Source organism: Bartonella sp. LJL80, from assembly GCF_054871565.1.
In genome coordinates this window covers 770,725-796,281 of the sequence record NZ_JBTXLM010000001.1, presented here as the reverse complement: position 1 = coordinate 796,281, position 25,557 = coordinate 770,725, and the positions used below count along the sequence as shown (strand labels likewise).

At 49.6% G+C, this 25,557-nt stretch carries 26 protein-coding genes; 14 read left to right on the top strand and 12 right to left on the bottom strand.

The features are described from left to right. The first annotated feature begins 232 nt into the window (after positions 1 to 232). Entirely contained in the window at positions 233 to 1,537 is a 1,305-nt protein-coding gene (locus ACYSNS_RS03595) for a serine hydrolase domain-containing protein (protein ID WP_461721744.1), read from the top strand. A gap of 59 nt (positions 1,538 to 1,596) precedes the next feature. Here ACYSNS_RS03595 and ACYSNS_RS03590 read toward each other — a convergent pair whose 3' ends face one another. Both ACYSNS_RS03590 and ACYSNS_RS03585 read right to left on the bottom strand, forming a co-directional pair. Then, entirely contained in the window at positions 1,597 to 2,052 is a 456-nt protein-coding gene (locus ACYSNS_RS03590) for a helix-turn-helix domain-containing protein (RefSeq protein ID WP_461721743.1), read from the bottom strand. A 1,217-nt stretch (positions 2,053 to 3,269) separates the two neighbouring features. Continuing rightward, positions 3,270 to 4,274: an adenosine kinase gene (locus tag ACYSNS_RS03585; protein ID WP_461721742.1), complete on the bottom strand. Its 1,005-nt coding sequence runs from the start codon at positions 4,272 to 4,274 to the stop codon at positions 3,270 to 3,272. 111 nt (positions 4,275 to 4,385) lie between these two features. On the opposite strand from ACYSNS_RS03585, the gene ACYSNS_RS03580 reads away from it, so the two are divergent. From ACYSNS_RS03580 to ACYSNS_RS03545, 8 genes are all read left to right on the top strand, one after another. After that, entirely contained in the window at positions 4,386 to 5,105 is a 720-nt protein-coding gene (locus tag ACYSNS_RS03580) for a sulfate transporter family protein (RefSeq protein ID WP_461721741.1), read from the top strand. 37 nt (positions 5,106 to 5,142) lie between these two features. Next, positions 5,143 to 5,814 (top strand): phosphoribosylanthranilate isomerase, encoded by a 672-nt coding sequence (locus ACYSNS_RS03575; RefSeq protein WP_461721740.1) that lies wholly within the window; start codon positions 5,143 to 5,145, stop codon positions 5,812 to 5,814. Positions 5,815 to 5,869: 55 nt separating this feature from the next. Further along, positions 5,870 to 7,036 carry a tryptophan synthase subunit beta gene (gene trpB, locus ACYSNS_RS03570; protein ID WP_461721902.1) on the top strand — a complete coding sequence of 389 codons (1,167 nt, stop codon included), beginning with the start codon at positions 5,870 to 5,872 and terminating at the stop codon, positions 7,034 to 7,036. Between the two features lie 11 nt (positions 7,037 to 7,047). Next, positions 7,048 to 7,875, top strand: a complete 828-nt coding sequence (trpA, locus tag ACYSNS_RS03565; RefSeq protein ID WP_461721739.1) for a tryptophan synthase subunit alpha — start codon at positions 7,048 to 7,050, stop codon at positions 7,873 to 7,875. A 44-nt stretch (positions 7,876 to 7,919) separates the two neighbouring features. Beyond that, positions 7,920 to 8,816 (top strand): acetyl-CoA carboxylase, carboxyltransferase subunit beta, encoded by an 897-nt coding sequence (gene accD, locus ACYSNS_RS03560; RefSeq protein WP_461721738.1) that lies wholly within the window; start codon positions 7,920 to 7,922, stop codon positions 8,814 to 8,816. Positions 8,817 to 8,860: 44 nt separating this feature from the next. Next, on the top strand, positions 8,861 to 10,141 hold the full coding sequence (locus ACYSNS_RS03555; protein WP_461721901.1) for a bifunctional folylpolyglutamate synthase/dihydrofolate synthase: 1,281 nt from the start codon (positions 8,861 to 8,863) through the stop codon (positions 10,139 to 10,141). Between the two features lie 227 nt (positions 10,142 to 10,368). Next, positions 10,369 to 11,388: a complex I NDUFA9 subunit family protein gene (locus ACYSNS_RS03550; protein WP_461721737.1), complete on the top strand. Its 1,020-nt coding sequence runs from the start codon at positions 10,369 to 10,371 to the stop codon at positions 11,386 to 11,388. Between the two features lie 246 nt (positions 11,389 to 11,634). Next, the gene (locus tag ACYSNS_RS03545; RefSeq protein WP_461721736.1) at positions 11,635 to 11,916 is read left to right on the top strand and encodes a hypothetical protein; all 282 of its coding nucleotides are present in this window, start codon (positions 11,635 to 11,637) and stop codon (positions 11,914 to 11,916) included. A 350-nt stretch (positions 11,917 to 12,266) separates the two neighbouring features. Here the strand turns inward: ACYSNS_RS03545 and ACYSNS_RS03540 are convergent, their stop codons facing one another. From ACYSNS_RS03540 to ACYSNS_RS03500, 9 genes are all read right to left on the bottom strand, one after another. Further along, entirely contained in the window at positions 12,267 to 13,226 is a 960-nt protein-coding gene (locus ACYSNS_RS03540) for a hypothetical protein (protein ID WP_461721735.1), read from the bottom strand. Positions 13,227 to 13,477: 251 nt separating this feature from the next. After that, positions 13,478 to 13,690, bottom strand: coding sequence for a hypothetical protein (locus ACYSNS_RS03535; protein WP_461721734.1), 213 nt, complete (start codon positions 13,688 to 13,690; stop codon positions 13,478 to 13,480). Between the two features lie 254 nt (positions 13,691 to 13,944). Beyond that, positions 13,945 to 14,832, bottom strand: coding sequence for a hypothetical protein (locus ACYSNS_RS03530; protein WP_461721733.1), 888 nt, complete (start codon positions 14,830 to 14,832; stop codon positions 13,945 to 13,947). Positions 14,833 to 15,000: 168 nt separating this feature from the next. After that, entirely contained in the window at positions 15,001 to 17,415 is a 2,415-nt protein-coding gene (pheT, locus tag ACYSNS_RS03525; RefSeq protein WP_461721732.1) for a phenylalanine--tRNA ligase subunit beta, read from the bottom strand. 137 nt (positions 17,416 to 17,552) lie between these two features. Next, positions 17,553 to 18,638, bottom strand: coding sequence for a phenylalanine--tRNA ligase subunit alpha (gene pheS, locus ACYSNS_RS03520; RefSeq protein WP_461721731.1), 1,086 nt, complete (start codon positions 18,636 to 18,638; stop codon positions 17,553 to 17,555). Next, positions 18,635 to 19,456: a serine/threonine protein phosphatase gene (locus ACYSNS_RS03515; RefSeq protein ID WP_461721730.1), complete on the bottom strand. Its 822-nt coding sequence runs from the start codon at positions 19,454 to 19,456 to the stop codon at positions 18,635 to 18,637. Before ACYSNS_RS03515 ends, pheS begins: the two co-directional genes overlap by 4 nt. Before the next feature lie 85 nt (positions 19,457 to 19,541). Beyond that, the gene (gene rplT / locus ACYSNS_RS03510; protein WP_461721729.1) at positions 19,542 to 19,943 is read right to left on the bottom strand and encodes a 50S ribosomal protein L20; all 402 of its coding nucleotides are present in this window, start codon (positions 19,941 to 19,943) and stop codon (positions 19,542 to 19,544) included. Positions 19,944 to 19,969: 26 nt separating this feature from the next. Further along, a complete protein-coding gene (rpmI, locus tag ACYSNS_RS03505) occupies positions 19,970 to 20,173 on the bottom strand; it encodes a 50S ribosomal protein L35 (RefSeq protein ID WP_461721728.1) in 204 nt (67 codons plus the stop codon). A 137-nt stretch (positions 20,174 to 20,310) separates the two neighbouring features. Continuing rightward, positions 20,311 to 21,351, bottom strand: coding sequence for a bifunctional transcriptional activator/DNA repair enzyme AdaA (locus tag ACYSNS_RS03500; protein WP_461721727.1), 1,041 nt, complete (start codon positions 21,349 to 21,351; stop codon positions 20,311 to 20,313). Positions 21,352 to 21,501: 150 nt separating this feature from the next. On the opposite strand from ACYSNS_RS03500, the gene ACYSNS_RS03495 reads away from it, so the two are divergent. Both ACYSNS_RS03495 and ACYSNS_RS03490 read left to right on the top strand, forming a co-directional pair. Next, positions 21,502 to 22,488 carry a HEPN domain-containing protein gene (locus ACYSNS_RS03495; protein ID WP_461721726.1) on the top strand — a complete coding sequence of 329 codons (987 nt, stop codon included), beginning with the start codon at positions 21,502 to 21,504 and terminating at the stop codon, positions 22,486 to 22,488. A gap of 26 nt (positions 22,489 to 22,514) precedes the next feature. Beyond that, positions 22,515 to 22,952: a VOC family protein gene (locus ACYSNS_RS03490; RefSeq protein ID WP_461721725.1), complete on the top strand. Its 438-nt coding sequence runs from the start codon at positions 22,515 to 22,517 to the stop codon at positions 22,950 to 22,952. On the opposite strand, the gene nth is transcribed toward ACYSNS_RS03490, so the two are convergent. Next, positions 22,949 to 23,677: an endonuclease III gene (gene nth / locus ACYSNS_RS03485; RefSeq protein ID WP_461721724.1), complete on the bottom strand. Its 729-nt coding sequence runs from the start codon at positions 23,675 to 23,677 to the stop codon at positions 22,949 to 22,951. The two genes, ACYSNS_RS03490 and nth, sit on opposite strands and share 4 nt — an antisense overlap. A 190-nt stretch (positions 23,678 to 23,867) precedes the next feature. Here nth and ACYSNS_RS03480 point away from each other — a divergent pair, with 190 nt between their 5' ends. The 3 genes from ACYSNS_RS03480 to ACYSNS_RS03470 all read left to right on the top strand — a co-directional run bounded on the left by ACYSNS_RS03480 (position 23,868) and on the right by ACYSNS_RS03470 (position 25,551). Then, a complete protein-coding gene (locus tag ACYSNS_RS03480; protein WP_461721723.1) occupies positions 23,868 to 24,296 on the top strand; it encodes an Hsp20 family protein in 429 nt (142 codons plus the stop codon). Positions 24,297 to 24,313: 17 nt separating this feature from the next. Further along, the gene (locus ACYSNS_RS03475; RefSeq protein WP_461721722.1) at positions 24,314 to 24,565 is read left to right on the top strand and encodes a BQ00720 family protein; all 252 of its coding nucleotides are present in this window, start codon (positions 24,314 to 24,316) and stop codon (positions 24,563 to 24,565) included. Positions 24,566 to 25,089: 524 nt separating this feature from the next. Further along, positions 25,090 to 25,551, top strand: a complete 462-nt coding sequence (locus ACYSNS_RS03470) for a hypothetical protein (RefSeq protein ID WP_461721721.1) — start codon at positions 25,090 to 25,092, stop codon at positions 25,549 to 25,551. The last annotated feature ends 6 nt before the right edge of the window (positions 25,552 to 25,557 follow it).

Genomic DNA, 25,557 nt, shown 5'->3' with positions numbered 1-25,557 from the left:
GTGCGAAAGCTTTTCATTTCGGTCTTTTGTTCTATTTTCACCTATAATTGTGTTGATTGAACGGGTTTGGCCTGCAATTCTATCCGCCAGCCAATAGATATTGTCCGCTGCATAATTGTTGGACGAGACAAACACATCTATTGGCTGCAGGGCTTACTCGATCAGCATGGCAACATGTCATGCACCATCGAAAAGTAGCTTGAAACGTCAATTTGCATGAAAGGCGAATGAGATGAAAAAATTATTAGCAGGATTTGGATTTGTTATTCTAGGTATCAGTGCCTACACACCTGCTTTTGCCGCGTCTCCTTGCGGTGTACCTGCGTTGACTCAGTGCCCGACGCCGCTTGATACGACACTTCCGGCCGTCAAAGATATGTTGACTTGGGACAAACAGGACCGTGTCGTCGGCTTCCGTAACGATTATCGTTCGTATCCGGGTGATGTTTTCAAGCATGCGACACCGCGGCCGCTTCCGCGTGACATTCAGGATCTTTCTAACGTGTCCTATAGTGTCGATAACCATGGCTATGATTTGCAACAATACATCAACCGCAATAACGTTACCGGTTTGATGGTTATCAAAAACGGCACCGTGGTTGTCGAATATTATGGCCAAGGCAATACAGCCAAGACCTTGTGGACGTCCCGCTCGGTTGGAAAATCGGTGGTATCGACATTGGTTGGTGTTGCTGTCAAAGACGGTAAAATCCAATCCCTTGATGATAAAATCGTAAAATATAATCCCGACGTTGCTGGTACTGTATGGGAAAATGTCAGTGTTCGCCAATTGCTGCAACATACATCAGGCGTCGAATGGTCAGAAAATTACGAAAATCCAAAGTCGGATTTCGCTCAATTGACACAATGTGAAGCAGGCAAAGACACCTATTCCTGTGTGCACGACCTTATCATCAGCAAAAACCGCAAAGCCTATGCCAAGCCCGGCGAAGCATGGTCTTATTCTTCTGGTGGAGCGTGGCTTTTAGGCGATACGCTTGAAAAAGCCGTCGGCATGCCGATTGCGCAATATCTGCAGGAAAAGGTCTGGCAACCCTATGGCATGGTCAATGATGGCGTGTGGCATAGTTATCAGGTTGGCAAGCATGACGTCGGAGCGCATGGCTTTAACGCCACATTGGAAGATTGGGGCAAATTCGGCCAGTTTGTGCTTGAAAATGGCGCCCTGCCAAATGGACAGACAATCTTGCCTGACAACTGGGTTGCCGATGCACGGTCATGGAACCAGGCTAAAAATTCAGTCACAAGCGCCCACCCCGAAGGTACTTACGGCTATGAATGGTGGAACAACTCAGTACCTCAAGACGCTCATGATGTCTCCCCTAAAACCGGCCTCGATAATAGCGAGACAATGTGGGGTCTGGGTATTTTCGGCCAGATGATGATGATCAACCAGAAAGAAAATCTTGTTATCATCCAGTGGTCCACTTGGCCGAAGGCCGAACCTTCATTCTTGGAGCAACCCTTGGAAGCTTCCTTGATGTTCAACGCTATCGCCAATCGCCTAAAGCAATAGGAACGGACTTAACGATAAAACACAATTGCGATGATGACCCCCGAGACCATCTACGGGGGTCATTTCATTTCACATAGGACACGCAGAGCCTTTCTTTTCTCTTCAGGAAGCCCGCTAATCATCTCTGCCAGCTCAAGCGTTGTGTTGCTATAAAAAGGCAAAACGCGTTCTTCGTCTGTCTGCTTGACGAAATCGGCAATATTGTAGTTTTCCGCGTCGACGAAGAATTCGATTGAAAGGTCGAACTTCTTTGCCAACATGGAAAGGCGGTCTAGCGGAACCAAATTAGAACCGTTTTCGTATTTTTGAACTTGCTGAAAAGAAATGTCGCCCATAAATGCACCGATTTCCGATTGCGTTACACCGACCGCTTTTCTTAGATATTTAAGCTTGTTGGCAACGGTATTGCGCACATCCTGATCGCGATTGCTGTCAAGCCAGGCCTGTCTCTGCTTCATATCCGGCATGCCCACGGCATTCTGCCTGGCGTGCAGATGGTGTTTTGTTTGGGTCATATAGCGTCCCCCGTGCGGTCTGCTGCGCATGATGCAGACACTTTTGAGGCGGAGAGTTAGAAGCCACTCGAACGAAATGGTCGTTGCTTTTAGTGTTGACTCTTCCATCCATGACGGCTGGAACAGCCTCTTGCGCGAGCGCAAGATACCACCTGAACACACAGACGCTCCCCGCCCTATTCAATAAGGATTGGGGAGTTAGATTGTTCCACATAGCAAAACATCTGCCTGTACCGATGGCACAGCCAGCAAATATTCAACACTAAGGAAAACGCATTGATATTGCGTTATCCTGAACAGTCTAACGCATCGCTCGAGCGCCTTCTAAAGCGCAGGAAATGGTCATGCGCACCCATTTCTTGGATGCAACGATAAAGCAGCTCCAATAAAAAATCTATGATTTTTTAGATGAAGTTATTGGATTGCTCCATCGGCTGAAATATTATTCTCTATAAAAAATTGAATTAGCGCTAATTTATAACGGCTGCATTTTATCGTACAGCATCAAAATATAATAGGATTTATGGACATTAATTGCACTTAGACTTGCAGTGCATACGAACTCGTCTACTTTACCGCCCGACCATTACATTTGGCTAAATTTCTATCATTCGTGGTGTTGGCTATATTGACGAATGAAACATTTTACTTTTTGTTGCGTTTATAAAATGATATTGCATAACGAACTCTCATGAGGCATTTTTATCTTATATTTTCAGAAATTTTCTATGGCTGCTTATACTGAAGCATGGTTTCCAAAAATAAATAAAATTTTTATCTCCGCCCACTGCGTCTTTCATTTCACGCATAGTTGTTAAAGTACTTTTCGCGGACTGTAATGCTTTTATTATGTTTTGAGATGTTGTTCCCCAATCTTTACCTTTCCAACCAGCCATTACAGACGATGGCTTGCCAAAAAGAGAACAATGGACGAAGATCATTTTTTCATCCCCCCACCGTAAAGTAACAATCTTAACACTACACATCGGGAAAAAGGTCGTTATCTAACGAATTGCAAATGACAAGGACTGAACGCCTTCTATCGTTAGACGAAATATCAGATATACCACGACGCACAGGTTTGTTCGAATTTCGCGCGAAATCGGCGGCTAACCCAAACGGCTTTGCCAGCAATTCAACGCGCAGAAAAATTTATAATTATGTCCCCTCAAATCTAAAAAGTTGAAGGGACATTTCTATCTTGAAACCGAGTTGCTTTATTCGGGCTGGATGAGTCCTGCCTGCACACCAAGATCACGCAACGAAAACTGTGCCCGCGGGCCAACCTGCTGAATGATGGTGCTGGCACAAAGCGAGCCAAGACGCGCACTATCCTCAAACGACAAGCCATTTGTGTAACCGTAAAGGAAACCAGCTGCATAGACATCTCCGGCCCCTGTTTGATCAACCACCTCGTCCACCGGATAGGCCTTGACCGAAAAGGTCTCGTTACGGCGCATGACCACTGAACCTTTTTCACCCAAGGTCACACAAGCAAAGCCACGCACATCATTCCTTATCGCTGTCATTGCCATATCGAATGAGGACGTTTCATAGAGTGAAAGAAGTTCAGCCTCATTGGCAAAAACGATATCGACCGTACCGGTACGGATCAGCTCCAAAAATTCATCGCGATAGCGGTCGACACAAAAGGAATCAGAAAGTGTTATGGCCATTTCATTGCCATTCTCATGGGCAATTTTTGCGGCGAGACGCATAGCTTCCTTGGCGCGTGGCGGGTCCCACAAATAGCCTTCAAAATAGACAACCTTCGCCTCGGCCACCTTGGAGACTTCCACATCTTCCGGCCCGAATTCAACACATGCACCCAAATAAGTGTTCATTGAGCGTTCGCCATCAGGCGTATTGAAAATCATGCAACGTGCTGTCGGCGCGCCGCCTTCCAGAGGCCTTGTATCATAAGCCACGCCCTGACCGCGCATATCGTGCGCAAATACCTGTCCAAGATGATCATTTGCCACCTTCCCCATATAAGCAGCCTTACCACCAAGACTGGCAACGCCCGAAGCTGTATTACCAGCGCTGCCGCCAGATGTTTCAACGGTCTGCCCCATGCGTGAATAAAGCAGTTCCGCCCGTGTGGCATCAATCAAATTCATTGCGCCTTTGATAATGCCATTATTGACAAGAAAATCATCATCAGTCCGTGCAATTACATCCACAATCGCATTGCCGATTGTCAAAACATCGAATTGGGCCATCACTCTGCTCCATCTCACTTCAATCCAATCCGTTTACCTGTTGCGAAATGAAATTGCCAGAGCAAGCCCTGCCTCTTGTTTATTATCCGCTGTTTTCTTATTTACTAATCCATGATTTTCGACGCAGCGATCCGCGCCTTCCAGCGCATTTTCACCCCTGAGTACCGCTCCATGCTATGGAAAGCCTTGGGCGCAACTTTACTCGTTCTGGTTTTGCTTTGGCTTCTGGTTCGAGAGGTCTTCTTTGCCTTTGTCTGGCCTTGGATCGCAGAATTTTTGCCCACACTGCCTCATTGGGTTGGTTGGCTCGGTTTCATTGGCGCGATTGTGTTTTCCATCGGCCTCGCGCTGCTGATGGCGCTGCTCGTTGCCCCCATCACCGCTATGATTGGCGGGTTGTTTATGGATGATGCTGCAAAAATCATCGAAGATAACGACTATCCCCAGGACAAAGCCGGTGTAGAAATGCCGCTTGGCCGCTCACTTGTCATTTCATTGCGCTTTGTGGGTTTGAGTATCATTGGTAATATTGTGGCGTTGATCTTATTCTTTGTGCCAGGCGTCAATTTGATCGCTTTTTACGTAATCAACGGCTATCTTCTGGGACGGGAATATTTTGAATTTGCCGCCTGTCGTTTGCGACCTGAAGCAGAAGCCCATGCTTTTTACCGACAAAATGCGCTGACAGTCTTCGGCGGCGGACTTGTCATTGCGCTTTTTGTTTCCGTGCCCCTTTTGAATTTGCTGACACCGCTTTTTGCGGCTGCGCTTATGACGCATTTGCATAAAAGCCTGTCACGTAAAAATGACAGGCTTTTATCGCGGGCTTGAACTCGACTTTGACATGTTTTTATGACAACAAGAAATCATGGATGTAAAAATAAAGATATGCGGGCTGAAAACGCCCGAAGCCATAGCGGCCGCCATTGCACGTGGCGCCGACTATATCGGCTTTATTTTCTTTGAAAAAAGTCCACGCCATTTGCCGATTGCGGACGCGGCACGCTTGCGTTTACACATTCAAAAGCCGGTCAAACTTGTGGCTGTGACAGTCAATGCAGACGACACAATGCTGGACGAAATCGTCGAGAAAATCCGGCCCGACATTTTACAGCTGCATGGATCGGAAACACCGCTACGTGCAAGCGAGATCAAGCAGCGCTATCAGTTGCCGATTATCAAAGCCTTTTCCATTCGGGAAGCTGGCGATTTCGACACCGTTTCAGCTTATAAAGCTATAGCAGACCAATTCTTGTTTGATGCCAAAGCGCCCGAAAGTTCCAATCTACCGGGCGGCAACGGAGTTTCCTTTGACTGGTCGTTAATGCATAAGCTTGACGAAACGCTTGACGCGGCAAGCCAAACCATGCTTTCGGGTGGGCTGAATGCGGCTAATGTTGGCGAGGCCATTGCAATAGCACAACCTGCTGCCCTTGATATATCGTCCGGTGTGGAAAGCGCACCCGGTATAAAGGATGTGAAATTGATTGACGGTTTTTTTGACAGCGTCGAAAAAGCTCTAAAAACCAAAGGAGACTGACGTGGAAAAGTCGGCTGAACTCAATTCCTACCGCACGGGGCCTGATGAAGATGGCATGTTCGGCATTTTTGGCGGACGCTTTGTTGCAGAAACCCTGATGCCGCTTATCCTGGAATTGCAGGAAGCCTATGAAACGGCCAAGAATGATCCGGCTTTCAAGGCCGAGCTTCAGGCGCTTTCCACCCATTATGCCGGTCGCCCTTCCAAGCTATATTACGCCGAGCGTTTGAGCGAGCATTTGGGTGGCGCGAAAATCTATCTTAAACGCGAAGATTTGAACCATACAGGCAGTCACAAAATTAACAATTGTCTTGGCCAGATCCTGCTTGCCAAGCGCATGGGTAAAACCCGCATCATCGCGGAAACCGGTGCAGGGCAACACGGTGTTGCCGCCTCAACCGTTTCAGCCCGCTTTGGCTTTCCGTGTACTGTTTATATGGGCGCGACAGATGTGGAACGCCAGAAACCCAATGTGTTCCGCATGAATCTCTTGGGCGCTAAAGTGAACGCGGTTGCAGCAGGCAACGGCACATTGAAAGACGCCATGAATGAAGCGCTGCGCGATTGGGTCAGCAATGTCCACGATACCTATTATCTTATCGGCACGGCCGCAGGCCCGCACCCTTATCCTGAAATGGTGCGCGATTTTCAGGCAGTCATCGGTCAGGAAGCCAAAGAGCAGATATTGGAGCGCGAAGGCCGCTTGCCGGATATGATCATTGCCGCTGTTGGCGGCGGTTCCAATGCGATTGGGCTTTTCCATCCTTTCCTTGACGAAAAGTCTGTGAAGATTGTTGGTGTTGAAGCTGGCGGCCGTGGCCTCGACGGTGTGGAACATTGCGCCTCGATGACTGCGGGAAGCCCCGGTGTATTGCATGGCAACCGCACCTATCTTTTGCAAAACGATGATGGCCAGATTCTAGAAGGCCATTCCGTTTCTGCCGGCCTTGATTATCCCGGCGTTGGACCGGAACATTCTTGGCTGAAAGACACAGCCCGCGTTGACTATGTGCCTATTCTTGATGGTGAAGCGCTGGATGCTTTCCAGCTTTTGACACGCTGTGAGGGCATTATACCGGCGCTTGAATCATCCCACGCGATTGCCGAGGCCGTAAAAAGAGCGCCTAAAATGGATAAAGACCAGATCATCATCGTCAACCTTTCAGGCCGTGGCGATAAGGATGTCCATACGGTTGGCACCCTGCTTGGCATGGAAATGTAAGGAGAGCGGTTATGACAACAAGAATTGACGCTAAATTTGCCGCTTTGGCGAAAGAAGGCCGCCCTGCCCTTGTCACTTATATGATGGCTGGCGATCCCGATTATCAAACCGCGCTGAACATTATGAAAGCGTTGCCGCAAGCCGGTAGCGACGTGATTGAGCTTGGCATGCCTTTTTCAGACCCGATGGCCGATGGCCCCGCCATTCAGGCGGCAGGTTTGCGTGCCTTGAAAGCCGGGCAAACGCTTAACAAGACGTTGCAAATGGTCGCCGATTTCCGCAAAACCGACGACACAACACCGGTGCTTTTGATGGGCTATTACAACCCGATCTATGTGCATGGGGTTGAACAGTTTTTGAAAGATGCGGCTGCTGCCGGTGTAGATGGTTTGTTGATTGTCGATCTGCCGCCGGAGATGGATATGGAATTGTGCATTCCAGCCGTTAAAGCGGGAATCAACTTCATCCGTCTTGCCACCCCTACCACCGACGCCAAGCGTTTGCCGAAAGTGCTGGAGAATACATCGGGCTTTGTCTATTATGTTTCCATGACCGGCATCACCGGACAGGCTTTGCCGAATACAGACATTGTGGCTGATGCTGTCCAGGCGATAAAAAAACATACATCTTTACCAATTGCCGTGGGATTTGGTATCAAGACAAAAGAACAGGCCACAAAAGTTGGACAAGCCGCCGATGGTGTGGTTGTCGGCAGTGCCATTGTCAACGCTATTGCAGCAACATTAGACGATAGTGGTCGGCCAAAAGGTGATGCTGTCAAAGCTGCCAGCGAGCTGGTTAAGGAATTAAGTGCCGGTGTCCACGCAGCCCGTCAATAGGGCGACGGAATGTAACCGCAGATGATAAGGATAAGGGTGAAAAGATGAACTGGATTACCAATTATGTTCGTCCGAAAATCAACTCGATGTTGGGTCGTCGCGAGATGCCGGAAAATCTATGGATCAAGGATCCGGCCAGCGGCGAAATGGTATTCCATAAGGATTTGGAAAAGAACCAGTATGTTGTGCCCGCTTCCGGCCACCATATGCGCATACCGGCCAAGGCCCGTTTAACCCATTTTTTCGACAATGGCGCCTATGAGCTGTTGGAAAACCCGAAAGTGGTGATCGATCCGCTGAAATTTCGTGATGAAAAGCGTTATATCGACCGTTTGAAGGACTATCGCGCCAAACTGGGTGTCGACGACAATATTATGAATGCCCGCGGCACGATCGAAGGCCTGCCGATTATAGCCACCGTGCAGGACTTTGCCTTTATGGGCGGCTCGCTGGGTATGGCTTCGGGTGAAGCGATTGTTAAAGCCTTTGAAACGGCCATTAAAGAAAAACGCCCACTGGTTCTCTTTGCCGCTTCCGGCGGCGCGCGTATGCAGGAAGGCACTTTGTCGTTGATGCAGATGCCGCGCACAACCGTGGCAATCGAGATGATGAAAGATGCCAAGCTGCCTTACATCGTCGTTTTGACCAATCCGACAACCGGTGGTGTAACAGCTTCCTATGCGATGCTGGGTGATGTCCATATCGCAGAACCGGGTGCCATGATCGGCTTTGCGGGCCCACGCGTGATTGAACAGACTATTCGGGAAAAACTGCCCGAAGGTTTCCAGAGTGCCGAATATTTACAGGAACACGGCATGGTCGATATGGTCGTGTCGCGTTTGGAAATGAAGGCAACAATCGCCAAACTTTTGCGCCTGATGATGAAACAGCCAGCTTATACTGCACCGGCATCTCGGATTGAGGGCAGCAGCGCCGCCTGAAGACGATGCAGGATTCCCGCGCCGAACAGCTTATTGACGATTTGATGAAGCTGCATCCGAAAGGGTTCGACCTTTCTCTGCAGCGCATAACCAAGCTGCTTGCGGTTCTCGGCAATCCACAGCTGAAGTTGCCGCCGGTCATCCACATCGCCGGCACCAATGGCAAAGGCTCCGCTTCAGCCAATTGCCGTGCATTGCTGGAAAGTGCGGGCTATCTCGTTCATGTTCATACCTCGCCGCACCTCGTTCACTGGCATGAACGTTACAGGCTGGGCCGAAAAGGCGGCGGACAATTGGTGGATGATACCACTTTGGCCGACGCCATTTCACGGGTGGCCAAGGCCAATGACAACCAGCCCATTACGGTTTTTGAAATCCTCACCGCTGTAGCCTTTGTACTGTTTGCTGAACATCCCGCTGATGCGGTAATTCTGGAAGTGGGCTTGGGTGGGCGCTTTGACGCCACCAATATCATTGAAACATCGGCAGTTTCCCTCATCATGCCGGTTGCGCTCGACCATGAAGCATATCTTGGCAATACGATTGCAAAAATTGCATTTGAAAAAGGCGGCATCATTAAAAACAATGTTCCGGTTGTTGTTGGCAAGCAGGACAGCGATGAGGCCATTGATGTATTGCGCAGCTTAGCTGAAAAACACCGCGCGCCGCTGGCCGTTTTCGGTCAAGATTTTCAAGCCTATGAAGAACATGGCCGCATGGTTTTCCAAAATGAAAACGGGTTAATGGATTTGCCACGGCCAAAGTTAAGCGGACAACACCAGATTGCCAACAGCGCTTCCGCCATAGAAGCAGTGCTTAAAGCCGGTTTCAAGCTAGAAGAAGCCGATATTGCCAAAGCGTTGCAAAATGTTGATTGGCCTGCCCGCATGCAGCGCATGGACAAAGGCACCATCGTCGATATGTTGCCAGCAGGCCAACAGGTTTTTCTTGATGGTGGACATAATCCGGCAGCCGCAAAGGTTATTGCCGAAGAGCTGCGCCGAAAGCAATATACAGGCGCCAAACCGGTTATCATGGTTGCCGGCATGATCAACACGAAGGATGCAGGCGGCTACTTTTCTGCCTTTAAAGGTCTTGTTGAAAAAGTCTATACCGTGCCGGTGCATTCCAGCGATGCCGGCGTGCCCGCGCACGAGCTTGCCGAAACGGCGCGACGTGCCGGCCTCAATGCCGAGGCGATGACGGGCATTCAGGCTGCGCTCCACCGTATCGCAGCGACAAACCCCGACAACACCATCCTTATTGGCGGATCCCTCTATCTTGCGGGTGACTTCTTGAAACAGAATGGCACACCACCAACGTAAATGCGCTTCTGCCAGCGCTAAACGGTCAACAGGATCACACCTTCATGCCTAGCGTCAAGACTGTTTCAAGCAGCTGTGAAACCTTCATTTTTTATACAAGTTTTAAAACGTCGAAAATCGGGTGAAAGCGTTCAACTCTTGATGAGTTTGGCTCTAAAGACTTGCCTTTCGGCCAAAAAAAGTTAAACCAATATCAGGCAAGATTTAAGACTTTCAGGAGTGCATCCATGACGCTTAGCACCGATCTTTACCAACACCCAAAACTCATTACTGTTTTTGGTGGCTCCGGCTTTGTCGGCCGTCATGTTGTGGAAGCGCTGACCAAACGCGGCTATCGCGTGCGCATTGCTGTGCGCCGTCCAGAGACAGCTTATTATATGTTGCAGGTCGGCGAGGTCGGGCAGACACAGATGGTCAAAACCAATGTTCGCCATCGTGAGTCTGTGGCCCGTGCGCTTATTGATGCGGACGCGGCTGTCTTTCTTCCTGGTGTGCTCTATTCATCAGGCAAAAACAATTTCAACAATGTACAGGTGGAAGGCGCTAAAAATGTCGCCGAGCTGGCCAATAGTGCTGGCATTCCGCTTATCCATATGTCGTCTTTGAACGCCGATATCCATTCTTCTGTTTCCTACGCCAAGACAAAGGCGCAAGGCGAACAGGCCGTACAAGCGGCCCATAAGGATGCCATCATCATGCGCCCATCAGTCATTTTCGGGCCGGAAGATTCCTTCTTCAACAAATTCGCCGATATGTCGCGCTTCACATGGGTATTGCCGATGTTTGGCGGTGGCAAAACCAAATTACAGCCGGTCTATGTCGGCGATATTGCTGAATTTGTTATCCGTTCATTAGAAGGCAAGGTAGCGCCGGGTAAGGTCTATGAGTTAGGCGGCAAAGAGGTTCTGTCTTTCCGCCATGCCATGGAAGAAATGCTGAAAGTAATCCTGCGCAAAAAGGTTCTTCTTTCCGTTCCATTCTCTGTCGGAACTGTGATGGGGGGCATTTTCGGCCTCATTGGCAAACTACCGATGTTGCCGACAATCGCCACCGCCGAACAGATCAAGATGCTGAAATATGATAGTGTCGTATCCGATGACGCAGAACGTGAAGGCCGTACCCTTGAAGGCGTCGGCATTGAAGCGCGCGCCATGGAAGCTGTACTTCCTGCCTATCTCTGGCGGTTCCGTCCGCACGGGCAATTTGCTAAAAACGCTCGTACTTACAAGAATGGCGTGAAAATCTGAACCATCTTCTCTGACAACATAGTTGCGTGCAACAGTGCTGTCCTGCGGAAGACTGCGCCATTCTTATGCAATAAGATGCGATAGCGCGACCAGCGGCGCTTTGCTCGCACCATTCACGGTACTTAAAAAAGCGTCGTCAGGCGCTTTTTTGTTATGTCTAAAAGCAACGTTATCACAAACTATTTTAAGGCGGCGCATTTGGGCTTGTGCTATAGAGGGTGCTATTGAGGGTTTTGGAGTTTTATCATGAAAAGATTGTGTTCTTTACTTACCGTTTCCGCACTCGCATTCGCTACGGTTGCCTGCACGCAGACAGAAAAAGAAGTGACGAAATGGGGTGTTGGCGGTGCAGCCGTCGGTGCGCTCGGTGGTGCTGTTCTTGGTAATGGTGGACGCGCTGTTATGGCCGGCGCAGCTGTTGGTGCGCTTGCCGGTGGTTTGATCGGCTATATCCGCACAAAAGACGGTGTGCGTTATTGCCAATATCGTGATCGCAATGGCCGCCTCTATGAGGCACGCTGCCGCTAGATTTAACAAAAAGCTTCCCGTGTGAACCATTATACGGGAAGCTCTTCAAAATTGACGCTCTTTCATAGCATTATCTTATAGCCGCTCGTTTTCGCTCAACGCGTTAAACATCATCAGGCTCTGTCATCATAGTATCCTTGATCATCGGCACATTTATTGAACGCATTGCTCATCAATCGTCTTCGTATTTTCTTCCCGATATTTTACTTCTTTTTTGTATATATGAGCTCGTTCCACTCAAGCCAATGCCCAGCATACCCTTTAAAAATTTAAAACAAAAACCTGCCCGATGATAGAAAACTTTGATGCCAAAATACCGCGCCCTCGTGGCATAGGCATCACAATGGCAATTAACCTTTCACTGTTGTTCGGCTATTTTTAACATCGAGTAGTTTCATGGTTAGCCAGAATGACAGGGATAAGATTACTGAAACCTGACAAATGGCCGTCAGGATCGTCGGCAGAAGAGAAAGAGCAAATATTCCCAGATAGCTGACCGATGGGAGGGGTTGCGCCAAGAGGGCGAGACAACCCGCTATCAACATGAGCAAGACAGTTACCAAAATCGCTATGCGCGTAAACTTCACCATCGGCATTGCATCGTGGCGCTTCAAATAAAACGTGACATAGATTGCCAACAGCAGCCCCGGAAGCAATGCGACGAGCAAACTCGGTCCACTCACCAAACTTACTATGTCAAGGCTATCAAGCGTGCCGACAGCAACCGCCAGGATGATGCGCGGCACAACCAAGCATAAAACATAAATGAATGCATAAAATACCAAGATGCCGATTGCCGCCATCCATGCCTGCTGAGTACGATCTTGATCCTTTATAATATGGATCGCGATGGTACGGCCGCGCATGTCGTAAACCTGCTTGGCGAACCAGCAAATGATGCTCAATACTTGCGCATAAAGACTGAGATAAGTGATCAGCATGAGGCCCAAGAGGTCTGCGCCATAGGCCTGCAAGAAAATTCCACCCACAATGACAATGCAAAATGCGAGTGACAAAACGAACATAAGCGGATGGATTTTTTTGAGCCAAACCCAAGATGCGACGCCAAAAAAACTGGTGATCAAACAGGAAATAACTGTTGCGAATATTGCGCTGGCGACAAAGGGACGGGCGATAAAGCCTCCATTTGTAGGGTCGGCAAGTGCTGAAAAAAATGAAACTGGAAAGAATTCCGGTATAGCAACGAGAATGCTGGCGACCAGACCATAGAACAAAAGAAATAGATAGAGTCGTATCGCTCGGAACACCATAAAGAGCCTCATCATCGATTGATTTGCCAAACGGGGCATAATCCTTGCAATTACATTCTGCCCCGCAGGATTATGGAAAAGACGCGACTATAGCAAGGGTCAGTGTCCGAACCGGCGCATTTTTCTGGAACGTGCCTCGGAAACAAATCGGACGCCCTCCCTTTCGGGGAGGACGCCCGTCGCCCAATATCGGATGCAAACGCACCGGAACCTTCAATCTTCAGGATTGATGACGACGATACGCTATTTGTCTCTCGCCGATTCCAGTTGAAAATCCAAAGTCGGATTCTCTAGCGGTTTGCACCGATCACTGTTCCTGCAACTCCACCAACTGCCGCACCCGCTGCGGCGCCGCTACCACCACCAATAGCACCACCCGTTAAACCGCCAAGCGCCGCGCCACCTACACCATAACCGGCAGTGCGCTTTTCACGCGCTGTGCAACCCGCCGCGGTAAGTGCCAAACCAAGTGCCAAACCTATTGATATAACCACTTTCATCATTCCATCCCTTAATGTTGTCCTGAGGCAATAGAATGCTGAAGATCGATAAAGGTTCCAGAATGAGACAGCGACATACGACCCACTGCTTAACTCGACAACCGGTAAAGGTAGCGCTAGGAAACACGCAACTTTCGCGAAAGGGGCTTGGATGGCGCAGCGAGAGAAGTAGGGGGATTTCGGCTTGAATCGAAAAGCGTGACGCCATCGTGTATAGAAGCCGAACAGTCTATTGATTGAACTCTACTTAATAGATATCAATCGGAAGAACGGCTCGTTAACTTGGTTGAAAGCCAAAAATTTTCGACCAGCCAAAATCCGCATAGGGCAGGAAAGACACATAAAGGTGTCTGGACGATCCACACGATAATTGCTGTTAAAAAAGGAAAGGCGATAGGGCCGTCCCCATCCGTTCCATCAAGCCAAATATAGATAGACAACATCGCATTGGCCAATGCGACAACAACAACTGACCTATTGATAAAATAACGGCGGTTGATTTGACCATGTTTTTGCAAATCTCGGCAAAGCAAAAAGCCAATGACAGAAAAGGCAGCGATGTTTAAATAAGTTCCCGTATCTGTAACGATGTTTTTTATTATTTCTTGAGCTGTTTCAGTCGCATTCAGTAAAGCCAAGCTCAAAATGACCGCAAGCGATATTCCAATCGTGCCTGCCATATAAGCATCAAACATGGATTGGAAATTTGGTTTTTTGTTGCGAGCAATGATAAGCACGTCCGAAGAGATAGATAATTTATCGTCCCTGATATTCATCACCAACCAAGCCACAACCAAAATCACTACAGCAAAAAAGCTTGGCAATGACGGTAAAAGCAATCGGGTAAAATGAGACAATGAATTGTTGAGCTGCGCAAAAAGCCAATAGGGAAGGAGCATGCAAGGAAGCGCGCAAAACCAAACATACAATCTTATCTGCTGATATGTCCAAATCGATACGTTGATGAGTTGTACAAGGATAAGACTGGCAGGGAGAAAAAATAATACAATAACAATAAAAAATACAAAACCATGACCAATTGAGTCTGCCCCCCGCAGAGTGGACAATGCCAAAGGCAGTGCACCAATGGCAGCCCCAACAAGTGCTACAAACCAAATTAGGTGATTTTGTAGAAATCGACGCATGACATTCCCCTCCAAAATACCAATAACACAGGTTTGAAGCTTTGAAACAGACGCTAATTTCTCATCACACTAATAGTCATTATTTCGTTGATAGAGTTTTTGTTGGCATGACGGTTGTATGTCATGCCAAAAAATAATCTTATAGCCGAGGTGACATAACCCAGAGTCTTAGCCGCGCAATGTCCCGCCGGTGGACTTAGTAACATTGTCAATAATCTTGGTGGCCAGTGCCTCTAGATCCTCGTCCGTCAATGTACGCTCGACCGGCTGGATCGACACTTCAATCGCAACCGACTTCTTACCTTCACCCAGGCTTGCACCCTCAAACAAGTCAAACACCTGAACAGAGCGGATGAGCTTTTTATCGGCACCGCTGGCGGCACGGATGATGACAGAAGCAGCCACCGTTTTATCTACCACAAAAGCAAAATCGCGCCGCACCATCTGGAAAGCTGAAAGCTCCAATGGCGGTTTGGTTTTGGTTGCTTTTTTCTTCGGTTCCGGCACCATATCAATGAACACTTCGAAGCCGCAGAGCGGGCCGCTCACGTCCAATTCTTCCAATGTGTCGGGGTGGAACTCGCCAAAATGCGCCAGTGTCACCTTGGGGCCCAGTTTTACCACGCCAGACCGGCCGGGGTGATACCAATCCGGTGCACCCGTCTCCACCTGCAGTTTCGAGACATCCATGCCACAGGCCTCAAGCACGGCAAGGGCATCGGCTTTAGCATCAAACACATCGACGGGCTTTGACGCGCCAGACCAGAAGCGGCCTGAACCATCAAGCTTATATGTGCCGCGACGAATGCCACCAGCCACGCGGCGTTGGTCTTCCGGCTGGTTTCCTTCATAGGTGCCTGACACTTCAAAAAGGCCGAGATCGGCAAAACCACGGTCGGCATTGCGCTGTGCGGCTGCAAGCAGGCCCGGCAAAAGCGACGGGCGCATCTCCGACATATCGGCAGCAATCGGGTTGGCAAGTTTCAATTCCTGCTTGCCGCCGCCAAAAGCCTTGGCCTGTTTTTCAGACACAAACGACCATGTGACCGCTTCCATCATGCCGCGGGCAGCCAGCGCACGGCGGGCATTGCGAGAGCGGGTCTGTATGGTTGTAAGAATGCGACCATTAATGGCCGCATGGGTATCAAGCGGCTGTGGTGTTATCTTGTCCAGTCCATGGATACGCATGACTTCTTCGACCAGATCAGCCTTGCCATCAATATCGGGTCGCCATGACGGCACCTGAACTTTCACCACGTTCCCCTTGCCCTCGACCTTGAACCCCAGATGGGTCAGGATTTCGCTTGCTGCGTCATGGCCAAGATCAAGACTGGTCAGACGTTTGATTTCAGCAAAGGGAAAATCAATAACTTTCAGCACAGGTTTTTCATAGCCAACGGTTTTAGCTTCCGAGGGCTCGCCGCCGCAAAGCTCTGTGACCATTTTTGTGGCAAATTGCAGCCCGGCTTGCATGAATTCAGGGTCAACACCACGCTCAAAACGATAACGCGCATCGGAAATAATGCCCAATGTTCGGCCGGTCATGGCAACGTTGCGCGCATCCCACAAGGCCGATTCGATGATGACATTTTTGGTGTTCTCATCGCAGCCGGTGGTTTCACCACCCATAATGCCGCCAATCGACTCGACGCCGTTTTCGTCGGCAATCACGCAATTGTCGCCGCCAAGCTTATATTCCTTGCCATTCAAAGCCAAGAGGGTATCGCCTTCGCGGCCACGGCGCACGGTCAAATTGCCTTTGACCTTGTCAGCATCAAAAACATGCAGAGGGCGGCCAAGGTCAAAGGTGAGATAATTGGTCATATCGACAAGCGCGTTGATAGGGCGCAAGCCGATGGAGGTTAAGCGCTGCTGCATCCATTTTGGCGAAGCGGTGTTTTTTACATTACGGATTTCGCGCCATGCAAAGCCCAGACAAAGCGGGGCTGTATCACCAAAGTCCAGCGACACATCCACCGAGGCTGCGCCAGAACCGGAAATTTCAGGCGTTTTCAACTCTTTCAAACGGCCAATACCGCTGGCAGCCAGATCGCGGGCAATACCGCGAACGCCCGTGCAATCGGGACGGTTCGGTGTCAGCCCGACATCAATGATCGGGTCATTCAAACCGGCATAGGCGGCAAAGGCAGTGCCCACCGGCGCATCTTCCGGCAATTCGATAATGCCATTATGTTCCGTTGAAAGTTCAAGCTCGCGCTCGGAGCACATCATGCCGAAGCTTTCCACACCGCGGATTTTGCCAACGGACAGGGTGACATCGAGGCCGGGAACATAGGCACCGGGAGGGCCGAAAACACCGATAAGACCGGCGCGCGCATTGGGAGCACCGCAGACAACCTGCAACGGCTTGCCTTCACCCGTATCAACGCTTAATACCTGCAACTTGTCGGCATCGGGGTGCTTTTCAGCGCTCAACACTTTGGCAATAACAAAAGCATTGATGCTTTTACGGTCGTTAACATCATCAACTTCCAGACCAATGGCGGTCAATCTTTCGCAGATATCTTCAAGCGATGCGTCTGTCTCCAGATGATCTTTCAACCAGGACAATGTAAATTTCATTTTAAAAACCTCATTTTAAACGCTAGAGCAATTCCCGAAAAGTGTGAAGCGGTTTTCGGATAAGAATTGCGGTAAAACAAAGAGTTAGAGCAGATCTATGACCCAACATAAAATGGATCTGCTCTAGCGCAGAAAGATCAGCTATTGCTCAAGCCGCCGAACAAAGTTGGAATATCGAGTGGGCGGAAACCATAATGGTCAAGCCAGCGCACATCGGCATCAAAGAAAGCGCGTAAATCCGGCATGCCATATTTCAGCATGGCGATACGGTCGATGCCCATGCCCCAGGCAAAACCCTGATATTCATCCGGATCAAAGCCGACATTTTTCAGCACATTTGGGTGCACCATGCCGCAACCTAGAATTTCCAGCCAGTCATTGCCTTCACCGAATTTAACTTCCGAGCCGGAACGGTCGCATTGAATGTCCACTTCCATAGAAGGCTCGGTAAATGGAAAGAAGGAAGGGCGGAAACGCATCTTCAATGAAGGCACTTCAAAAAACGCCTTACAGAATTCTTCATGGATCCACATAATATTGGCAATGGTGGATTTCTTGTCGATGACCAAACCTTCAACCTGATGGAACATGGGCGAATGGGTGGCATCCGAATCCATACGATAGGTTTTGCCCGGAATAACTATGCGAATAGGTGGCTGTTGCTTTTCCATCGTGCGCACCTGCACAGGCGATGTATGGGTGCGCAAAAGCTTACGCTCGCCCTTTTCATCGGCATTGAAAAAGAACGTATCGTGCATTTCACGCGCCGGATGGCCTTCAGGGAAGTTCAGCGCGGTGAAGTTGTAATAATCGCTTTCGATATCCGGCCCCTCGGCAATGGAAAAACCCATATCGGCATAGATCGCGGTAATCTCGTCTATCACTTGCGCAATCGGGTGAATGCGCCCACGCTCGGCAGGGGACCCACGAACCGGCAGGGTTACATCAACCGTTTCATTGGCTAGACGGGCAGCCGTGGCTGCACGTTTCAAAACATTGCGCTTGGCTGCCAGCGCTTCCATGACGCGATTTTTCAGGCCGTTCAATGCCGGGCCTGCAATCTGGCGCTCTTCTGCGCCCATACTGCCCAAGCCTTTCAATTTTTCTGAAATGCTGCCTTTTTTGCCCAGCGCATTTACACGCACGGTCTCCAGTGCCTGTTCGTCTTCTGCGGCCTCAATGGCTGAACAAATTTCCTGTTCCAGACTGTCAATATCGCTCATGTCTTTGCCTGTTTTTTTAGATGAGATGAAAGAAACTCCATTGCGCTTAACATGCGCTTGCCATCACCGCCAAGATAAATCGGGCGGACAAGTTTTAATGGCGTGATAAATATTGAGAAAAACCGCACGAGCTTGCCGAGCTGCTGCAATGATTCACGGGAAACACTCCCCGCCCATGCGCTAAAAGCCGCGTCCTGCGTTTGATCTTTGGCGATTGCCTGCGCGCTGATTTGAAAAAACAATAACCATGCATCACGCGCCTGCGCGGTAGCCAACGGCATAACGGCTTCCGGCTCTTCCTCAAAGTCGAAAAAACCAAGGCCACCATCAGTCAAAAACATATCACGCGGGTGCGGACGGCCATGCACCAGCCCGCTGGCATGGGCTTTTCCCAAAGCGGCCGCACATTCAACCAGCAGAGCATCATGGGCTTGAGGGTTGGTTTTACGCAAAGCATCCAGACGCTTTTGCACGGTCTGCCCGACATCGGCAATCATCAAAGCCGGGCCATCAATTGCCAGTATTTGCGGCACGGCGATGCCAGCTTTGGCAAAGGCGTTGATCTTGCGCACTTCCTGTTCATTCATGGCAACAGCATCGCGCACCGGAGAGGCCCGCATAAAAGCGGCGGGCAGAAGAAACGAAAATGCGGCGTGCAATCTTTTGCCAAAGGGCCGTCGCTCTATGCCCTGCCGCTTGATCCAAACCTTTTGACCATCACGCATAACCGTGGCGATACGCTCGCCGGCACAACTGGCAATCAGCTGGCGGTCGTGGCTAGCTGCCTCGTGCATTTCATGATGGGGTTCAACAACCATGGAATCCTCAAAAGAGAAAACCCGCAACCGGCGGTTGGCCAGTGCGGGTTCCGAATTTAGTTTGCTTGAAAGGAACGCGACCGGCTTACTTGACGGCGCCTTCAAAAGCATTCGGGGTTGTCTCTTTCAGATATTCCAAAGCCTTCTTTGCAGAAGCAACCAGAGCAGAGAATGCTGCCGGTTCATGGATTGCAATGTCAGAAAGAACCTTACGGTCAACCTCGATACCAGCTTTTGTCAAACCATCAATGAAGCGGCCATAGGTCAGACCTTCCATGCGGACAGCAGCGTTGATACGCTGAACCCACAATGCGCGGAAAGTACGCTTGCGGTTTTTACGATCGCGGTAAGCATATTGCTTGGAACGATCAACAGCAGCTTTTGCCGTACGGATCGTATTTTTACGACGGCCGTAGAAGCCTTCAGCTTGCTTGAGAACTTTTTTGTGCTTGGCGTGGGCGGTAACGCCGCGTTTTACGCGTGCCATGTCATAATCTCCTTAAGACGTCAGGTTCAAAGGCCGTTCGGCAAATAATTTTTGATGACCTTTTTGCCATCTGGTTCAGCCAGAACCATCGTGCCGCGAGCGTCACGCAAAAACTTATTGGAACGTTTGATCATGCCATGCTGCTTACCTGCGGCAGCCGCTTTGACTTTGCCTGTTGCGGTGATTTTGAACCGCTTTTTGGCAGACGATTTGGTCTTCATCTTGGGCATTTTGCTTCTCCATTATTGTGATTGATGATCAGACTGACCAAAGTCTGATCAAGCATGAAAGTCGCCACGGCATGCCCTGCCGGACGGCTTGAACGGTGCTCTCATAAAACAGCATGGCCGAAATAGCAAGCAGACTCTCAGGAAAAAACCTTTTTTTCGTGGCGCAAAAGCCAGTCTTTCCGCCATAAGCCGCCGCCATAGCCAGTCAGCGAACCATCGGCGCCAATGACACGATGGCACGGAATGATAATGGCAATCTGGTTTTGGCCATTGGCACGCGCCACCGCTCGCATGGCTGTTGGCTTGTCCAAACTCACCGCCAATTGGCTGTAAGACCAAACCTCACCGGGCGGAATTGCGCGCAACGCAGCCCAGACAGACGGCGCAAAACCACCGGAAACCTTGGCAAGCGGCGTTTCAAAATGGCAGGATTTGCCCTCGTAATAGGCCGCAAGCTCGGCTTCCACCTGATCAATGACCGTTGTCCGCTCGAATGTAATGGACGAGCGCGTTGTGGCCTGTAACTTTTTAAGCTCGGCCGGCAAGCCCTTGCGGTCAAAAAACTCCAATAGGTGCAAAACATGGGCATCGCTAACTGCCAGCATCTGGCCTATCGGTGTTTCAATCCATGCTGCTTTCAGCAGGCTCCGGTTTTGCAACGCTTTCGGCGGATTGCCAATCAAGCGGTGGATAGCCTCGCGAAAGCCGCTGCCGGAATCATAGCCCGCGGTCAATTGCGCTTCGATGACCGGCTGCCCCTCGGCCAGTACGGCCGCACCGCGGCCCGCACGCTTCAACCGTGCAAGATCCAGAAATGTCATGCCGATCTGGCGTTTGAAAACACGGCGCACCGTAGATGGATCGAACCCCAAACGCGCCAAATCCCCTTCAGACCATATATGTTCAGGGTCAGCATCCAGCCTTGCCATTAAATCGCGATAAAGCGGATCAACGCGGCCGCCCGCTTCCAACGGTCGACATTTCTGACATGGGCGATAGCCCTGCTCCAGACAGGCGGCGACACTCTCGCAAAAGAATACATTCTCGCGTTTCGGCTTACGGGCAGAGCACGATAAACGGCAAAAAATACCAGTCGTAGTGACACAAACAAAAACATGCCCGTCATAAGAACGGTCTTTGTTGATGAGCGCATCATAAAGTTGGTCGGAGTTGTGCATCAATAATGTCATGGCAAGCAATATAGACAAAAATGAAAGACTGTGCGCCAGAAATCAGGCAGGCATTTTTATAGCTATTTTGCATTGTTTTGTTTTCACCGAATATATGTTTATAACGATGGGACATGAGAACATGCTTTGAGGGGCACGATGGGTTCACTGCCGGAAGATTTTGACGAGCGTTTGAAGCACCTGCCGCTGAGAAAACGGCGTGAGCTTGGCCGTGTTGCCGAAATCATTTTCGAACAGTTTATCGCCTCGGCCAAGGTCAAGAAAAAAGAAGTCGGTGTTGGCCGCGTCAAGGGCAATATTGTCAGACTGGTGCTGTTTGGTTCCTATGCGCGTGGCGATTGGGTGGAAGACCGCATTGGCGGCTATTTTTCCGATTATGACCTGCTGGTTGTTGTAGACAACCCAATCTTCACCAAATCCGATTATTGGGAGCAGGCAGAGCTACGTTTGGATCAGGAATGGTTAATAACAAAACGGATCAAAACACCGGTCGAGTTTATTGTGCATGGCTATGGTGAAGTAGTCTCAGAACTCAAACGAGGAAAGCCATTTTTTGTCGACATTATGCGCGATGGCATCACGCTTTTTGATTCAAGCCGTTACCCGATTGACACGACGGCAAAAATTGACTTGAGCGAAAGCGAAATGCTGGAGGAAGCAGAAGGATATTTTGATACTTGGTACAGAAAATCACTCTTAAGCCTCGACCTAGCAAAATATAGTCTTAACAAAATAAAATCAGAAAATGATGAAAAACAAATAGACTTGCTTTTGAGAAGTGCTGCATTTGAAGCGCATCAAGCAACGGAACATATTTATCACTGCCTGCTGCTGACACGTTCACTCTACAGCCCGAAACTGCATAGTTTACGAAGATTGCGCGCGCTGTCTGAGGCATACACCAACAGCGTTGTTGCGGCTTGGCCACAAAATCTAAGGGTTTACAAAAGCCGGTTTGAGCTGCTGCAACGCGCTTATGTGGAAGCGCGTTATTCGTCTGAATACAAGATCACGCCGGAAGAACTGATATGGCTTTTCGAGCGCATCGAAATTTTGCAAAAGCTGGTCAAAACCTTCTGCGAAGAAACACTGAAAAATAAAACGTTCACTATTCAACACAACTAACATGGTTCGCACATTTGGGAGGCGATATGGAACAACGACTGTCACTTATCACACTGGGCGTAAACGACCTTGCAAAGGCCCGCAATTTTTATGAAAGCGGGCTCGGCTGGAAAGCAGCAAATGTTAGCACGGAAAACATCGTGTTTTTCCAGTTAAACGGGATTGCCTTTTCGCTCTACCCTTGGGAAAAACTTGCAGAAGATACAACACTAGCGCCTGCCTTAGCCGACAGTCACATCGGTTTTCGCGGAATGACATTGGCCCATAACGTTGCAAGCAAGCCGATGGTCGCGGCCATTCTGGAGAGAGCCGTGAGCGCCGGAGCGACCCTCGTCAAGCCGGCCCAGGATGTATTTTGGGGCGGCCATAGCGGATATTTTGCCGACCTTGACGGCCATCTCTGGGAGGTTGCACATAATCCTTTTGCCGAAATTGATGGAAATGGCAATTTCATTCTGCCCTAAACCGGAACTGGTGCGCCATTGCCTTTAATCTCCACCAACGGAGCGGGAATGACGTTGGTTTTAACGGCTGCCTGACAGATATCGGCTATAATGCAATGCAGACAGTCGGGCTTGCGGGCTTTGCAGATATAGCGGCCATGTAAGATCAGCCAGTGGTGGGCATGATCCATATATTGCGGCGGAATGATTTTGACGAGCTTCTTTTCCACCTCGTCCGGTGTTTTGCCCGGTGCCAGTCCCAAGCGGTTGCCGATACGAAAAATGTGCGTGTCCACCGCCATGGTGGGCTGGCCGAAGGCGACATTGAGCACCACATTGGCCGTTTTTCTTCCCACACCGGGAAGTGCCATCAAAGCGTCACGCGTGTCGGGAACCATTCCGCCATATTGCGCCACCAATATATTGCAAAGCGCATAAACGTTTTTGGCCTTGGCACGCCACAGGCCGATGCTGCGGATATAATCTGCAATACCCTCTTCACCCAACTCTGCCATTTTTTGCGGTGTATCGGCAATTTCAAACAGCGGCTTGGTGGCTTTGTTGACGCCGGCATCGGTGGCCTGCGCCGACAACACCACCGCGACAAGCAATGTAAAAGGGTTATGATAAATCAAATCACTTTGCGGGTTTGGACGCTGGACGGAAAAGCGACGAAAAATTTCGGCCACTTCCGATTTGGTATAAAGCGTTCCGGCAATTCGGCGTTCTTTTGTATGTTCGTTCATTGCGGCCACATCCTTTGGTCAAGCAAACCTTTCAAAACAAACACGGCCGAGCAAGCCCTGAAGGCACCGCAAAATGGCATTGCGATACACTATCTTGATTTGCTCCAAGCCGATTGCCATATATGGTTTTGAAATGAGAATGCCGCTAACGGGTTCTCACCTATATGGTCGCTTCGAAGAGGACTATCGTATGACACGCTTGACACCTTTTTCCAACCCGTTGCTTCTGGGCTTCGAGACAATGGAAAAAACTCTGGATCGTCTGACCAAGTCTGGCGACGGCTATCCTCCTTATAATATAGAACGGCTTTGCGAGAAGGATCAAAATGTTCGTCTGCGCATTACATTGGCAGTCGCAGGCTTTGCGCCAGAAGAACTGGATGTCACAGTCGAGGATAGCCAACTTATCATTCGTGGAAGGCAAACAGACGCGCAGGAGCGCGAATTCTTGCATCGAGGTATAGCATCGCGTCAATTTCAGCGTATCTTCGTCCTTGCAGACGGTATGCGCGTAGGCGCGGCTGACCTTAAAAATGGCCTTTTATGTATTGATCTGGAGCGTCCAACACCACAAAAGCGCGTCAAACGCATTACCATTACCGCAAGCGACGACGAGTAATGCGAGAGGAGAATAAAATGAAAACTGAAAAACAGCCACTTTCGTTAAAAGAATTTGCTTTGTTGGGCGAAGGCCAGATTGCCTATCTGCGTCAAATCCGCACCGATGAGCTGGCACAAAAATTTCCCGACATGCCGCCAATGGCACCCGGCATTTCGCTTTGGGGTCTGTTTGGCGCTGCCGGTGAACCGATTATTCTGTCCGATGCCCGCGCAAAAGCGCTGGAAGGGGCAAATGATCACGAATTACAAACCGTCACGCTGCATTAGAGCGCTTTTCGCGCCTGATGCTATCCGGCCAGCACGTCGCAAGGTTTTGATTTGTCGCGGTGTGTTATCCAATTGATGTTTCACTTCAATCCGGAACCCCTTTAATATTTTGTGGCGATAGGCCTTGCCGACATGACGGCGGCAAGGCTGCCTTTAACGAACGTCTTGGACTCGTCAGCTTGGCGGACTTTCTGAACCTTCATGGTTCACATTGCCGCAGTTTTCCCCGTTTCCTTCCCGTTATAATTGTATTATAGCTATTTCCACACCGTCTCGATGTTAGATCGGGGTGTGATATGTGCAAGGTGAGCAAAAACTACCGTCGCGATGACGCCACGGTATCAGCTGGCAGCCGGTTTGTGCATATTGATGCGGAAGGGATTTGGGACGATGGGTGGCTTAACGATAGCTTAGAGGGACTATAGGCTATCACAATGCATCACCCCGCACCCAAAACGGCTTTATGGAAACGGTATTGGACTTACCGCTTTTCCCATTGCGAAGGAGTGACAGAGGGGGTGAATTTGCGGTTTAAAACGGCCTTGGTCTTTATTATTCTGTCCGTTTTCGGCGGATTGGCGCTTTTGGCCGGTCGCCTGACCTATAGTTATCTTCTTTCACAGCGCTTTCACAACGACCGCTTCCTCAATGAAATGATGAATAATTTCAGCAATAGCGAACTGCTATGCTGGTTCGTGGCGCAAAATATTGGCAGCGCCTGTCTCATATCCATTCTGCCATCGCTTTATTTTTATACGACCCAAAAACTTCCATTCGCATTTGCGCTCTCATATTCCTGCGCGATCTTTTTTGTCAGTGTCATCGGCATTGCTTTTTATCTCAATATGGCGCGCGTAACCATGCCCATGGAATCGGTCGCATTTTATGTGGTTGTGTTGCCGTTGATCTGCATATTTCTGCCGATATGGTTTGCATATGCGGTATTGCGCATTTATTGGCTTGCGAAGCCTCAACACAGCTTCTAAAAGTTC

Bases quoted from the DNA above. Each gene is read 5' to 3' on its own strand.
- ACYSNS_RS03595 (WP_461721744.1), top strand. From the start codon at position 233: ATGAAAAAATTATTAGCAGGATTTGGATTTGTTATTCTAGGTATCAGT.
- ACYSNS_RS03540 (WP_461721735.1), bottom strand. From the start codon at position 13,226: ATGCCCCGTTTGGCAAATCAATCGATGATGAGGCTCTTTATGGTGTTC.
- pheT (WP_461721732.1), bottom strand. From the start codon at position 17,415: ATGAAATTTACATTGTCCTGGTTGAAAGATCATCTGGAGACAGACGCA.
- ACYSNS_RS03490 (WP_461721725.1), top strand. From the start codon at position 22,515: ATGGAACAACGACTGTCACTTATCACACTGGGCGTAAACGACCTTGCA.
- ACYSNS_RS03550 (WP_461721737.1), top strand. From the start codon at position 10,369: ATGACGCTTAGCACCGATCTTTACCAACACCCAAAACTCATTACTGTT.
- ACYSNS_RS03585 (WP_461721742.1), bottom strand. From the start codon at position 4,274: ATGGCCCAATTCGATGTTTTGACAATCGGCAATGCGATTGTGGATGTA.
- ACYSNS_RS03500 (WP_461721727.1), bottom strand. From the start codon at position 21,351: ATGCACAACTCCGACCAACTTTATGATGCGCTCATCAACAAAGACCGT.
- rpmI (WP_461721728.1), bottom strand. From the start codon at position 20,173: ATGCCCAAGATGAAGACCAAATCGTCTGCCAAAAAGCGGTTCAAAATC.
- accD (WP_461721738.1), top strand. From the start codon at position 7,920: ATGAACTGGATTACCAATTATGTTCGTCCGAAAATCAACTCGATGTTG.
- trpA (WP_461721739.1), top strand. From the start codon at position 7,048: ATGACAACAAGAATTGACGCTAAATTTGCCGCTTTGGCGAAAGAAGGC.
- ACYSNS_RS03475 (WP_461721722.1), top strand. From the start codon at position 24,314: ATGAAAACTGAAAAACAGCCACTTTCGTTAAAAGAATTTGCTTTGTTG.
- ACYSNS_RS03530 (WP_461721733.1), bottom strand. From the start codon at position 14,832: ATGCGTCGATTTCTACAAAATCACCTAATTTGGTTTGTAGCACTTGTT.
- ACYSNS_RS03590 (WP_461721743.1), bottom strand. From the start codon at position 2,052: ATGACCCAAACAAAACACCATCTGCACGCCAGGCAGAATGCCGTGGGC.
- nth (WP_461721724.1), bottom strand. From the start codon at position 23,677: ATGAACGAACATACAAAAGAACGCCGAATTGCCGGAACGCTTTATACC.
- rplT (WP_461721729.1), bottom strand. From the start codon at position 19,943: ATGGCACGCGTAAAACGCGGCGTTACCGCCCACGCCAAGCACAAAAAA.
- ACYSNS_RS03480 (WP_461721723.1), top strand. From the start codon at position 23,868: ATGACACGCTTGACACCTTTTTCCAACCCGTTGCTTCTGGGCTTCGAG.
- ACYSNS_RS03575 (WP_461721740.1), top strand. From the start codon at position 5,143: ATGGATGTAAAAATAAAGATATGCGGGCTGAAAACGCCCGAAGCCATA.
- ACYSNS_RS03535 (WP_461721734.1), bottom strand. From the start codon at position 13,690: ATGATGAAAGTGGTTATATCAATAGGTTTGGCACTTGGTTTGGCACTT.
- trpB (WP_461721902.1), top strand. From the start codon at position 5,870: ATGTTCGGCATTTTTGGCGGACGCTTTGTTGCAGAAACCCTGATGCCG.
- ACYSNS_RS03580 (WP_461721741.1), top strand. From the start codon at position 4,386: ATGATTTTCGACGCAGCGATCCGCGCCTTCCAGCGCATTTTCACCCCT.
- ACYSNS_RS03545 (WP_461721736.1), top strand. From the start codon at position 11,635: ATGAAAAGATTGTGTTCTTTACTTACCGTTTCCGCACTCGCATTCGCT.
- ACYSNS_RS03555 (WP_461721901.1), top strand. From the start codon at position 8,861: ATGAAGCTGCATCCGAAAGGGTTCGACCTTTCTCTGCAGCGCATAACC.
- ACYSNS_RS03495 (WP_461721726.1), top strand. From the start codon at position 21,502: ATGGGTTCACTGCCGGAAGATTTTGACGAGCGTTTGAAGCACCTGCCG.
- ACYSNS_RS03515 (WP_461721730.1), bottom strand. From the start codon at position 19,456: ATGGTTGTTGAACCCCATCATGAAATGCACGAGGCAGCTAGCCACGAC.
- pheS (WP_461721731.1), bottom strand. From the start codon at position 18,638: ATGAGCGATATTGACAGTCTGGAACAGGAAATTTGTTCAGCCATTGAG.